At 32.6% G+C, this 13,063-nt stretch carries 11 protein-coding genes; 8 read left to right on the forward strand and 3 right to left on the reverse strand.

Translation table 11 applies throughout. The features are described from left to right. Window positions 1–32 precede the first annotated feature (32 nt). Together F968_RS08810 and F968_RS08815 are read left to right on the forward strand one after the other, a co-directional pair. A protein-coding gene (locus tag F968_RS08810; RefSeq protein WP_085942227.1) for an IS3-like element ISAba22 family transposase occupies window positions 33–1,198 on the forward strand; the annotation gives its coding sequence in 2 pieces (ribosomal slippage) (window positions 33–291 and window positions 291–1,198; 1,167 coding nt in all). 41 nt (window positions 1,199–1,239) lie between these two features. Next, window positions 1,240–1,878, forward strand: a complete 639-nt coding sequence (locus F968_RS08815) for a phytanoyl-CoA dioxygenase family protein (RefSeq protein WP_081399509.1) — start codon at window positions 1,240–1,242, stop codon at window positions 1,876–1,878. A gap of 82 nt (window positions 1,879–1,960) precedes the next feature. Here F968_RS08815 and F968_RS08820 read toward each other — a convergent pair whose 3' ends face one another. After that, the gene (locus F968_RS08820) at window positions 1,961–2,533 is read right to left on the reverse strand and encodes a hypothetical protein (protein WP_004792310.1); all 573 of its coding nucleotides are present in this window, start codon (window positions 2,531–2,533) and stop codon (window positions 1,961–1,963) included. Window positions 2,534–3,149: 616 nt separating this feature from the next. On the opposite strand from F968_RS08820, the gene F968_RS08825 reads away from it, so the two are divergent. Then, window positions 3,150–3,794, forward strand: coding sequence for a TetR/AcrR family transcriptional regulator (locus tag F968_RS08825; protein ID WP_004792312.1), 645 nt, complete (start codon window positions 3,150–3,152; stop codon window positions 3,792–3,794). 594 nt (window positions 3,795–4,388) lie between these two features. Further along, complete coding sequence (locus F968_RS08830; protein WP_004792314.1) at window positions 4,389–5,246, forward strand: phytanoyl-CoA dioxygenase family protein; 858 nt, start codon at window positions 4,389–4,391, stop codon at window positions 5,244–5,246. A gap of 247 nt (window positions 5,247–5,493) precedes the next feature. On the opposite strand, the gene F968_RS08835 is transcribed toward F968_RS08830, so the two are convergent. Then, window positions 5,494–6,408, reverse strand: coding sequence for an alpha/beta hydrolase (locus tag F968_RS08835; RefSeq protein ID WP_004792316.1), 915 nt, complete (start codon window positions 6,406–6,408; stop codon window positions 5,494–5,496). A 72-nt stretch (window positions 6,409–6,480) separates the two neighbouring features. Continuing rightward, window positions 6,481–8,013: a flavin-containing monooxygenase gene (locus F968_RS08840; protein WP_004792318.1), complete on the reverse strand. Its 1,533-nt coding sequence runs from the start codon at window positions 8,011–8,013 to the stop codon at window positions 6,481–6,483. Window positions 8,014–8,547: 534 nt separating this feature from the next. Between F968_RS08840 and F968_RS08845 the strand changes: the two genes are divergently transcribed. The 4 genes from F968_RS08845 to F968_RS08860 all read left to right on the forward strand — a co-directional run bounded on the left by F968_RS08845 (window position 8,548) and on the right by F968_RS08860 (window position 12,923). Further along, window positions 8,548–9,519, forward strand: a complete 972-nt coding sequence (locus F968_RS08845) for an aminotransferase class IV (protein ID WP_004792321.1) — start codon at window positions 8,548–8,550, stop codon at window positions 9,517–9,519. 229 nt (window positions 9,520–9,748) lie between these two features. Further along, complete coding sequence (locus F968_RS08850) at window positions 9,749–10,357, forward strand: TetR/AcrR family transcriptional regulator (RefSeq protein ID WP_004792323.1); 609 nt, start codon at window positions 9,749–9,751, stop codon at window positions 10,355–10,357. A gap of 255 nt (window positions 10,358–10,612) precedes the next feature. Further along, on the forward strand, window positions 10,613–11,962 hold the full coding sequence (locus tag F968_RS08855; protein WP_004792325.1) for an OmpP1/FadL family transporter: 1,350 nt from the start codon (window positions 10,613–10,615) through the stop codon (window positions 11,960–11,962). Window positions 11,963–12,152: 190 nt separating this feature from the next. Then, window positions 12,153–12,923: an IclR family transcriptional regulator gene (locus tag F968_RS08860; RefSeq protein ID WP_004792327.1), complete on the forward strand. Its 771-nt coding sequence runs from the start codon at window positions 12,153–12,155 to the stop codon at window positions 12,921–12,923. Window positions 12,924–13,063 lie beyond the last annotated feature (140 nt).

Below are 13,063 nucleotides of genomic sequence, written 5' to 3' on the forward strand. Positions count from 1 at the left end.
GGTAAACTAAACACACTCATCAGGAGTTTACCATGAGCAAGAAACACAAGACTTACACCACAGAATTTAAAGCTGAAGCCATCAAATTAATTGAAGCCAATCAAGGCAATGTCTCGGAAACAGCCAGACAACTTAGCATTTCAATGCAAACTCTTTCAAATTGGAATACCAAAGCAAAGGCTGGAACTTTAGCAGGTACAAAACAGTATTCACCTGATCTAAACGCTCTACTCGAAGAAAATAAAAAACTCAAACAACAGCTCAAAATAGCTGAAATGGAACGTGAATTTTTAAAAAAGGCAGCAGCGTACTTTGCCAAAGAAAGTCAGTAAGGTACGCCTATATGAAACAAAAAAGATATTCTTTTCCAATTACCTTAATGGCTCGATTACTTCATGTTTCAGTTTCATGTTTTTATGATTGGCTCAAGAGAGGCGTGAGCAAAAGAACGATTCAACGAAATCAACAGACGATATTGGTGAAAATAGCCCATGAGGAGACAAAGCAGAGCTATGGTTATATTCGATTAACCAAATACTTACAAGCTCAGGGCATAAAAATGAGTATGTACGCTGTACGTCAGATAAAAGCGCTGAACCACCTGTATTGTAAGCGACACAAGCGTTTTAAAAGGACTACGAATAGTGACCATAATCGAGCGATCTATGAAAACCTGCTGGAGCAACAATTCTCAATGACTAGACCAAATCAAGCATGGTCAAGTGATATTACGTACATATGGACTGTTGAAGGATGGCTGTACTTAGCAGCGGTAAAAGACCTTTACACGAAGCAAGTGGTTGGCTATAGCTTAAATGAGCGCATGACAACACAGCTTGTTTGTAATGCGCTAAATATGGCTATTCACAATCAAAAACCAACCAAAGAACTGATTGTGCATTCAGACAGAGGAAGTCAATATTGCAGCCATGAATATCGAAATATACTTGAGCAATATGGTTTTCAAGGTTCAATGAGCAAGCGCGGAGACTGTTACGATAATGCACCGATTGAAAGCTTTTGGGGAATACTGAAAAATGAGTTAGTGCATCATTACAACTATCAAACCAGAGAAGAAGCCAAAGCAGATATTATAAAATACATTGAATTATTTTATAATCATCGAAGAATTCAAAAGGGTTTGGGTTTTAAGACACCAAATCAAATGGCCGAAGACTTTTATAAGTTGGCTGCCTAGAATCTCCCAAGGGAAAGTCTCCTGATAATTCAGCGTATATCATAGTTACTCATAGTAAAACTTTTAGAGAACAAGTATTAAATGACGATTTAATACATGCATTAGGTGAATATTTTTTTAGAAAGGAAAGTGGTGATTGGTGGTTAATGGCAACCCAATTAATTCAGATTGGACCCGGAAATGTTGCGCAAAAACTACATAGAGATTTAGAGAATTTCCCAGCTTTTATTAAAATGGGAAAAAGCGGTCCATGTGTAGCTGCTAATTGTATGATTGCTTTAACAGAATTTACAGAAGAGAATGGGGCGACTCGTATAATTCCTGGTAGTCATGAATGGGATAATTTTGAAATGTCTGAAGAAGAACGGTTTAGACATGAAGATACTATTCCTGCACTCATGAAAGCTGGAGATATGTTAATTTGGGATGGTAAAGTAGTTCATTCTGGCGGAGAAAATAAAACTGATTCTGAATATAGAAGAGGGATAGCACTGCCATTAACGCCTGCCTATTTTACTCCAGAAGAAACATATGCATTTTCAATTGATTTAGAAATTGTCAGAACATTACCTGCACGTGTTCAAAAAATGATAGGTTTTAGATCTGTATTTCCAGCTAGTGGTAGTGGACTTTGGCAACATAATTTCGAAAAATTAGAAGACTATCTAGGTCTACATTAAAAATATTATTTTATTGTGAATGAAGTAGTTTATATCTTTTAATCTTGAGCTATAAACTACTCTGACTATTTAAATATCTTATTTAAGTATTTGATGAAAACTTGTAGAGTAATTGAGTAGAGATAAAGGCTAGATCTGTTGAATTTATAGAAGCTCTTACTGATAAATCAGAACTGAGCCTAAAAGCATTTAGATCATCTTCCCATCTATGACTTCCCAATAATAAATCTAATTCGAGACTATCAGCATCATCAAAGTTAGTTAGACATTGAATTGTAGAAAGTATCTCAGAATTATTCAGATATTCAGCGGGCATTCTTTCTATATAGCTCATAAATTTTTGAGTATTATTAGGTGTGTTTTTAAAGTTAATATCTTTTGTATAAGTTGCTGAATTGCAATTATTTTTAATTGATCTTATTAAATCCAATTGTACTTTATATAAAATTAAATTTTTCTCTAAAATCGTATCAATATCTAACAACTGATTTACATCATTGTATTTAAAATATTTATTCTTCTTTATATATTCAACTTGATTTTTATCCCAAAAATTACGAATTAATAAGAATCCTTCATTTTGAAGGTGTATGTGCAAATTCTTAGGAAATAAAGTTACAGGAAATTCTGTAACATGTTTAAGTATAAATTCCATTCCTTGACCTATAAAATTCTTTGCTAATTTTAAATAGTTTCCATTCTTATAATTTTAATATGTATAATATATTAAAAAATAAGTTTGGACTTTCCTATGTTTTATCCAATATCCCAACAAATACTTGATGTTAAAAGATAACGATATATTTAAAGCCTAATTTTGCGTTGCTTTAGCTTTTGGGGCTGGTCACCATAGCCATAAGCGAGGTATTGAGTGATTTTTCATCTAGAATACTTTTCAGTTCTAGGACAAAAATGACTTAAAGTTCCGTTGAGACGCTAAGATAGTATAAGCATTAAACTATACTTATTATAGTTTAATAATTAAATACACATAATTTTTATTTTAAATGTAGTTGTTTATCAATAACTTGATTATTTTTTTTGTTTTACTTTTTGTTTATTAAGTTGTATTTATTATTGTTTACTTTGATAGTAATACAAGCCTATCATGACTAATCTGAATCATTCTTTTCTAAGAATCGCATACTGAATAGATTAGAAAAGGGAGTAAATTTACTGAAGAGGTCTATAAAAATATTAGTTTGGACAAAGTATTAATCTAAAGTAAAATTTCATCAGTAGGTTATGAAAGTTATATGTGGTGATCTGTAGTGAATAATATTCGTGTAAAACGTACTCGTGCGCCCCAGCAAAGGCAAATAGAAAGAACCAATCAAATTTTGGATTGTATGGAAGCTTTGCTCAAAGAAAAAGAAATAAATGATATTAATCTCGTGGAAATTTCTGACTTAACAGGTATTGCACTACCTTCAATTTACTACCATTTTCCAAATAAAAATAGCATATTGATTGCTCTTACTGAAAGAGTTCATGAAAACTGGAGACAAAATATTCGTTCACAAATTAGCCCTAATATTGAATCATGGCAAGAGTTAATTTGCCAGTTTATATCTATTGGTGCGAATCATCTTAGAGAAAACTCATATGTACCTAAACTAATCTTAAATAATAATTCACCAATGGAAACCAGAGAAGTTGATTCAAATCAATGCGCTGCTTTAGCGATAGCTATAATGGATAGTCTAGATCATTACTTTGAAGGGATTAATAAAGCTCGTTATACAGAAAAAATGATTATTGCTGTCTATATCTTAGATGGAATTTGGAAAAATGCTTTTTTTCAGTATGGCTCGTTACCAGATGAGATTGTAAAAGAATCCCAAAGAGCATTGATTTCTTATCTAAGAAGTTATTTCCCAGAAGACTTTGAACCCAAAAAGAATCTAGAGGCTTAAAACTAAGCCTCTATGAACTCTTAACGATTAAGAGTTCATAGAGTGTCTTTAAGCTTTTGTTTAATATTTTACAACTATAAAATTTAATATTTTTCATATATATAACGCTAAATCACAGACTTAAAAAAGCCATATAAAAAACTAAGAATTTTTGAGAATAGGGATACTTATAGTAACGAAGCTAGCTTAATTGCTCAATAAATTGGTCACAAACACAATTCAGATGATGATTTGATTACTAAAACATATCATTTATAAATATATTTAAATTATTATTTATCAATATTTTATATATTTTTTTTAGTTTATCTAATTAACTTAAGTCTCATAAATTTTTTCACTTAATCAATAAATAATTTACGGTATCAGTAATCAAAAATATTCTTGTTAAACTATATTAATTATAGTTTATTTTTAATAAAAATAGTTATATTATTAAAAAATAGCAATTAAGCTATAGCAATTGTAGTTTATTGTGTGTTTGATAGATTCTTATGGATTACAAGCAGCAATATTCTATAAGTATGCTTTTGCAACTTTAGGCTTAAAGCAAAATTGATTTAAAAATTAAATAGTTAACGAAAAGGACGTCATATGTCATTAATGAAACTAAGTAAAGATACAGAAATCGATGAAATTGTTTCTACTATCATGAGAGATGGTGGAGTAATTATTGAAAATTTTTTAAATGAAGAACTTACCCAAGAAATTTATCAAGAATTATCTAAACAATTAGATAGTATCCCTGATGGTGAGGATGAATATTTTGCAGGTACTAAAACACGAAGAATGAGTCGATTATTCTCTCGTTTACCACAAATGCAATTGGTCGCAATGAATCCAGTCTTTTTTGAAACTGCAAAAGCTATCCTGCAAAAACCTTTACATTTTTGGAGTGGTGAAAATAGAGTAGAACTTATTCCAGATGTTCAGATTGGAATGACTCAAGCCATTCAAATTTGGCCAGGTCAAAAAGCTCAACCTCTGCATCGCGATGATGCTGTATGGATGTGGCGACATCCGATATATGGCCGTGAAGCACGCGTACAAATTATGTTTGCAGTTACTGATTTTACTGAAGAAAATGGTGCTACAAAAGTGATCCCACAGAGTCATTTATGGGATGATCAAAGAGGACCTCAAATAGAGGAGACTGTCTCTGCGGAAATGAAAGCTGGTGATGCTTTAATCTGGATTGGATCAACTTATCATGGCGGTGGGGAAAATGTCAGCAATGAACCTCGGATTGGTTTGACTATGTCTTATGACTTAGCTTTTTTAAGACAAGAAGAAAATCATTACCTTTCTATGCCACCTGAATCAATGAGTAATTTTTCAGATGAATTAAAAGGTTTATTGGGCTGGAATATGAGTAGTACGTTTGTAGGATTTGTGGAGCATGAGGGCAAAATGATGAATCCTCTTGATTTACTAAATGCTCAAAGAAATTAGAAAGATAAGATAAAATATTTAAGTAAATATTTTAACCCAATAAAGTATAATATTTATACTTTATTGGGTTTTTACCATATTTTAAATCTTAAATTTTATTCCGATTTTGAGAATAAACTAGAGGGTTGATGCTATTAAAATATATAGAAGAAGGGGGCAGAGTAAGAGAATTTTGTATAAAATATTTTCTGTAAAAATGCAATTCAATATTTTATTACTAAATTGCATGCTTGATATTTAATTAAAATTATTTTTTGACAGCTGGATTTAGATGTTTATCTAAAAAGTTAATTTGATCATTAAGTAACTTTTCTTGCCATACTGTGGTGTAAAAATCAAAATGATCAATTGGATACTCAATTAATTCGGTAGGACCTTTCATTAAATTTGCAGCTTTTCTGGCAGCATCAGGTGGAGCAATTTGATCATTGGCGCCTACTTGTACTAAAGCAGGGCATTTTATACTTTTAGCAAAAGTGATAGGTCGGTTTCTAGTTACTTCTAAGGCTGCTCGAGCGCAGACTTCATTACGCCACGTCGGACCAGCCATTAATTTATAATTTTCTTCTGCACCAGGCGTACTAATCATTGCAGCTGTCCCAGGTTGCCCAACAATTGGAATAGTATGCGGTTCTTGAAGCATAACTGCTCTAAGTTGATCTTTCAAACCATGAGCTATAGCAGTTGTTAATTGTTTGAAACCTCCATATTGGAAAACTTGAAAAAGAGCGGCCAAACCATCTGTTGCGGGATTCATAGAAATAACAGCTGAAATTTTTTGATCCTGTGCTGCAACAGTAATCACATGGCCTCCGGAATAAGATGTACCCCAAAGTACTATTCGATTTCGATCGACATACGGCAGATTTCGCACAGTTCTAATAGCAGCTTGGTAGTCTTCACGTTGAGCTTTATAAGAAACATTTTGTCTGGGCGATCCACCAGATTCTCCAAAACCACGATAATCAAAAATAAATGTATCAAAACCAGCTTTATTTAAGGGTTCTGCAAAATTTAATAAACCTGTATCTTTAGTACCACCAAAACCATTCGCCATGACAATGCATGGTCTACCTCTTGAGTTTATATACTTATCGGTATTCGCAGGAATATACCATGCTGAACATGTAATTCCCTTACTCGTAAATTTGATATTTTCCATAGTTTTTCCGTTTTTATTCAGTCTCTTATTAAGCTATAGATTAAATAAGAGACTGAAATTTTTATCGTATGATTAAGCTTGTGCTTTCGTTTCTTCTGATGATGGGGTCGTAACTATAGTCAACTTTTTCTTTGGTGTGATCTGACTAAATTGTAATTCCTTATCAAATACAGGTCCTTTATCAAGTCTTTCAAGATCAAACTCATAATCCTGAAATAAAGTCCATGGACCTTCAGTACCTGCCTTTGGAAATTGTGCAATACTCCTTTGAATGTACCCAGAATTTAAATCGACAAATGATACGCGTTTCATATTTTTATTACTGATGACTGGTGTAAAAATTCTATATTGGTTCTTATCCATGTAGTCTAAAAGTCTACAGAAGTGTCTCCAAATAAGATCGATTTTTAACGTCCAAGCGATGTTGGTATAGCCAAATGCGAACGCAAAATTAGGTACATCTGACAACATCATTGATTTAAATATTGTAGTGTCTGGATAGTTTATTGATTTACCGTCTACCGCTAATTGAATGCGGCTAAATGGTAGAGCATTTAAACCTGTAGCTGTAATAATAATATCGGCATCTAATACTTTCCCCGATTTTAGTAAAACACCTTCTTTGGTAAATTTATCGATATGATCGGTTACAACTGATGCTTTTCCAGAAGAAATTGCTTTAAACATATCTCCATCGGGTACTACACATAGACGTTCGTCCCATGGATTGTACTTTGGCGAAAAATGAGTAGATACATCAAAGTCTTTAGGAAGTTTTCTTCGGACATCTGAAATTAATAAGCGGCGCATAGTACTTGGAAATTGACGACTTAATTTATAGACAGCTCTACTTAATTTAATATTTTTACGTCTAATTAGATCAAAAGCTCGTTTTGGTGAAAAAAGCTTATTTAAAGTATTGGCGATAGGATCTACGCTAGGAAGAGCCATTAAGTAGCTCGGAGATCTTTGAAGCATAGTGATATGTTTAACTTTTTCAGCCATAGCTGGAATTAATGTCACGGCAGTAGCACCACTACCAATAACAATTACTTTTTTATCCGTATAATCTAGATTTTCAGGCCAATGTTGAGGATGAATGATTTGACCTTTAAAATCTTCAGTTCCTTTAAAATCTGGTGTGTAACCAGCGTTGTAATCATAATAACCTGTGCCTAGAACTAAGAATCTGGAATGCAAAGTGGTAATATTTTTTTGATTTTTCTGTTTAACTTTTACTGTCCAAATACCTTCATCCGATGAAAATTCCGCACTTGTTACAGAATGCCCAAGACAAATATGCTGCTCAATATCATTCTCTGAAACTGTTTCTTTCAGATAGTCGCATATCATTTTTGCACTACCAAAAGTTCTTTCACTAGTCCATGGCTTAAAACCAAAAGCAAAACATTGCATATCTGAATCAGAGCGGATCCCTGGGTAGCGAAATAAACTCCATGTCCCTCCAATTTCATCACGTCCTTCTAATATTTTAAACGTTGAGTTTGGTCTATATTTCTTTAAATGGTAAGCAGCGCTAATACCTGCAATCCCTGCACCAATAATTAAAACATCAGTAATAGCAGTTTGATCTGATGAACTCATATCTTTTTCCTCTTTACATAATTTCAGTAAATTGAGCATCAGTTAGATTTCTAAAATGATGATTTTTTATCTTCATTCTTCCTTGACCCTGATGAACAAAAGCCTAATTCCTATATATCTATTCAGGTTTATAAGCCTGCTCTGGTAAAGGAAAAGAGGCATCCTTTTATTATTAATTTATCAATTACACAGTGTCAATGACTTGAGGTAATTATTGAACTCTACAGTTTAATTTTGAAGGTTTTTAAAATAAGTTGTTGATAAATATATATTAAAAAATATAAATTATTTTATTTTTTTTAAATTATTGATTTTATTTAATTAATTTAATTATCGATATGCACTTATTTTTTATCATATTTATTGGAAAAAAATAAAAAGTAATTGAAATTCATAGCGTATTAGAAATTTTAAGTAATGTTAAATAATATCAATTATTGGTTTTCTGTCATTTTTTATAAAATTATTGCTTTTTTAATTTTGTTAAGTCATATTTGTTATGGGTTAATTGTGTTACACAAAAGGAAGTTGTAAATGGTTATACAAGTCGAAAAAATCATGGCTGAACATGAGTTGCATCAGCGTGCAGAACACGAAGAGCAATATTCTTATGGAAGTGCATTCTGTAATGGACAATACGTACCAATACAAGAAGCATCTGTCCCATTAATGGATGCGGGTTTTTTACATGCAGATGCAGCATATGATGTAGTTACTGTTTCTAGAGGTGCTTTTTTCCGTTTAGATGATCATTTGGATCGTATGGAAGCATCATGTCAAAAATTCTTTCTTGAAAATCCCTATAGTCGCGAAGAGGTTAGAGAAATTCTTACAAACCTCGTTAAATTAACAGGTTTAAAAGATGCTTATGTTTGGTGGGCCGTAACAAGAGGGCCTTTAAGCAGTGCGAGTAGAAAAAATCCTGTATTGCAGCAAAATGCTATGTTCGCTTTTGTATCACCATACTTCTTCCAAGCAGATGATGAACGTCGAACAAATGGTTTAGAAATATTAATTAGTAAACACTACAATCGTATTTCTGAAAAAGCTGTAGATCCAACAGCTAAAAATTTCCATTGGATGGATATGAAACTTGGTCTTTACGAGGCTCGTAGTCAAGATAAAGATTGGGTTGTTTTAACTGATGGAAACGGCTATTTAACAGAAGCGGCGGGTGCCAATATTTTTGCTATAAAAAATAATGAAATTTATACGCCAGATTCAGGATGTTTAGAAGGTATTACCCGAAGAACCGTTATTGAATTGGCTAATGAGTTAGGTGTAAAAACACATATAACAAAAGTGAAAGAGGAAGAGCTTTTAGAAGCTGATGAAGCATTCACTTCAAGCTCAGCTGGCGGAGTTATGCCTATTCAAACTGTTGATGATGTGGTTTTACCAGTTGCACCTACAAACGAAAATTCTTTAGCTGCTAAATTACACGATTTATATTGGACAAAGCGTTGGGATGGTTGGTTAGCGACTAAGATTAACTATGGTTCTTAAATTTTAGTATCTATGAAATAAGTAAAGCCTATTTTAACAACTAGGCTTTACTTATTTATAATTAAAAAACTTGCAAAGATTAATTATAATAACACCAATTTTATTCATGTATTTGATTTTAAAATAATAACTTATACTATTTATTAATAGGCGTATATAAGCAATAAAGTCTTGTCGAAATTTTTATTAATACCTACAATGGCTCCGTGCCCATTAGAGTTAGGATAGTATGACAACTGCTGCTCGCCGTAGACCAAAACACGATCCAAAAGAATCTGAGCGAGAAATATTAGAAGCTGCTGAACAGTTTTTAAGTGAACATCATTTTCGTGAACTTAATGTTGATGAGGTTATGCGACGTACGGGTTTAAAACGTCCAGCTTTTTATGTCCATTTTCGTGATAAAAATGATCTTACTTTGCGTCTTGTCCAAAATATTAGTAAAGAACTATTCAAGATTTCAGACCGATGGTTAGAAGGTAATAATCCTCAAGAAGATTTACATCGGGCCTTAGTCGATTCTGTAAAAGTCTATGTAGAGCATGGGCGTTTGTTAAGAGCTTTTGTCGAAGCTGCAAGTGGTGATGAACACGTTGAGAGCGTTTATCGTAGTTTAGTACAGGAATTTATCACCGCTGCTGCTCAGCATATAAAGGCAGAGCAATTGGCGGGAAAAATTAGAAAAGATGTAGAAGTCGAAGAAACAGCAAAAGCTCTGGTTTGGCTTGAAGAAAGATATCTTTCAGAAGCTTTTGGACACTCTTCACAAGTTCAACCAGAGGTAGTAATTCGGGTATTAGAAAATATTTGGGTTTCAACGTTATACGGCACTAATTAAAAAATAATTGTGCCATCGAAAAAGCTTGTACTTTCTCTCTTTAATTAAATTTTAGCTTATCTTTATTCTTTAATTTAGAAAAAATAGTTATGCATTGCTATAATTTATTTAATATTGACACAATGTCATTGACACTGTGTTATTAATTTTGTAGTGTATATTTTGTTCATTTTTATTATCTGAAATAATTTAAATGAACAAGTAAATTGCTAATTAATTTGTGATTTATCAAGAATTATAATTCAAGGATCAATAATGGAAAAATCGGTAAGCAAGGATTGTGCTGAGTTAAAATCATGTTTAGAGATAGTGAAAGATACTATTGCAAATAATCCAATAAAATATTTGTTTGAAAGAAGACATCAGTTGAAATCTGGCCCAATTATATTTAGCGCAGTGAGTGTTTTCTTTAGTGGTTATAGTCAGGCTTCTGCACTTGAACAGTCGGGCCAATCGATATTGCCTTTTTTAGAGGCTGGTAATTATGCAGAAGCAAATGCTTTCGCTATTGATCCTTCTGTTTCTGGCGTAGTTCATGATCGGCCAGATCTTGTTCGACCTAACCAGAGTCGTGATACAGGAAATATTGGACAAGATAATCAATTTTATACAGCTGCATTAAAGTTGCAACTCACAGACCAGTTCAGTTTTGGTTTACTCTACGATCAGCCTTTTGCCGCAAAAACAGCTTATCCACTTCTTCCTAATAATAGTTATTCTGATGATGCCAGCCGTGAAGGTACATCTGTAAATGTAAAAAGCCAAAATTTAAGTTTTATTTTAGGTTATTCACCTATTAAAAACTTTCAAGTTTATGGTGGACCTGTCTATCAAACTGTTGAAGGAGATGTCTCTTTCAGAGGAATGGCATATACCGAAGCTTTTAATGGATACAATGCTAAATTTAAAGAAAAGGGAGAGCTAGGTTGGCTAGTCGGAGGGAGTTATCAAATTCCGGAAATTGCACTTAAAGCAGCTGTAACTTACCGTTCAAAAATTAAATATGATTTTCAAGTAGATGAAAATATATTTGGTGAGCCATTACAATACACTGCGCCTGCACGGACAAAAGTCGAAACGCCTCAATCAGTAAATATAGATTTTCAAACAGGTCTTGCTGAAAAGACGCTTGCTTATATGAGTCTTAGATGGGTGAATTGGAAAAAATTTAATATTCGTCCAGCACAATACGATGCTCTTACAGCAATGTATATGGATGCATTAACGGAAGGAGTATATAAACAAGGGATTGATTTGGATTCCTACCAAAAAGATCAATACAGTGCAACGCTTGGGTTAGGACAACAGTTAACTGAACGTTGGAGTATTGCATCTGATATTGGTTGGGATTCTGGCTCGGGTAGTCCTGCTTCAACGCTTGGACCCATGAAAGGATACTGGTCTTTTGGACTCGGTGCTCAATTTAATCCAGCACCTAATTATTTTATTGCTGCTGGCGTAAAATATTTCTGGTTAGGGGATACTAAATCTGAAGGTGGTGGCTACTATTTACCAATCGAAGGTATTAAAGAATTTTCAGAGCAAGCTGAGTTTAAAAATAACCGCGCAATTGCATATGCGTTAAAATTTGGATATCGCTTTTAGGCTATCTAGAGTAATTGTTTTTTGACATATTCGAACGATAAAGCAGATGAATTTATTTTTCTGCTTTAATTTGTTGTAATTTAAATTATTTTAAAAATATTTAATTAAATCAATGGAATATTGTTTTTATAAGGTTCTAATGAAATATATGACCTAAATATATCTTATTAATTTTACTAAGGATAAAGTAATGGGAAGTGAAACTGCGATATTAACGAATAAGATTGCTCATATTTTATTAAGCTTAAGTAGTTCTAAAAATGGTATGCGTTTAAAAGATTTAGTACTTGAGACAGGTATTGCACATGCTTCTACACATCGTATATTGAATGATTTAATTAAAATTGGATTTGTTCAGCAGCTAGAGAATAAGATATACCAACTTGGTCCTGAAATATTTACTTTAGGACTAAGTGCACCTGTTCCTATATTAGACCTAAATGCTTTAGAGGAATTTGCGCAAGAGTTGGCAGATGACTGTGGCGATTTGGTTTGTATTGGATTAAAACAATTTAATGGAGTGCGCTATGTCGCTGTTTGTCAAGGTGAAAATCCTATTTTTCCTTACACTATACATAAAGGTGATTTGAAGGCCTTTACGGCGACTTATTCAGGTATTGCACTTTTAGCTTATTTAAAAGAAGAAGAGCAAAGATACTGGATTCAAAAACCAAAATTAGATGCTCCTATAGAATGGATTTCAGAAAATCATTTACATTTAAGGAAATCTATACCTGATTTTATAGATAAAATGAAAAAGGATAAATATATATACGCTCAAAACTTAGTCTATCCAAACATCAGTGGAATTACGACGATTATCCCATCCCAAAATGGAGGAGTGCCATATATGACGCTTTCTATTTCAGCTAGTACAGAGCGACTTCAACCAGAATATGCAAAGAAGTTGATACCAAAAATAATGAGTACTGCAAGTAAAATGTCAAAATTAATTTATTAATTTTAATTAAAATATTTATATAATTGATCCTATGGTTTTCAATAAATAGCCTATTTTAAAGAATTATAATAATTAACCACTTGTTTTTATAAACTAATTTTTCTCAACACACATAGTAAATAAAAAATAGTATATTTCAT

This window comes from Acinetobacter sp. NIPH 817 (assembly GCF_000368405.1).
GTDB lineage: Bacteria > Pseudomonadota > Gammaproteobacteria > Pseudomonadales > Moraxellaceae > Acinetobacter.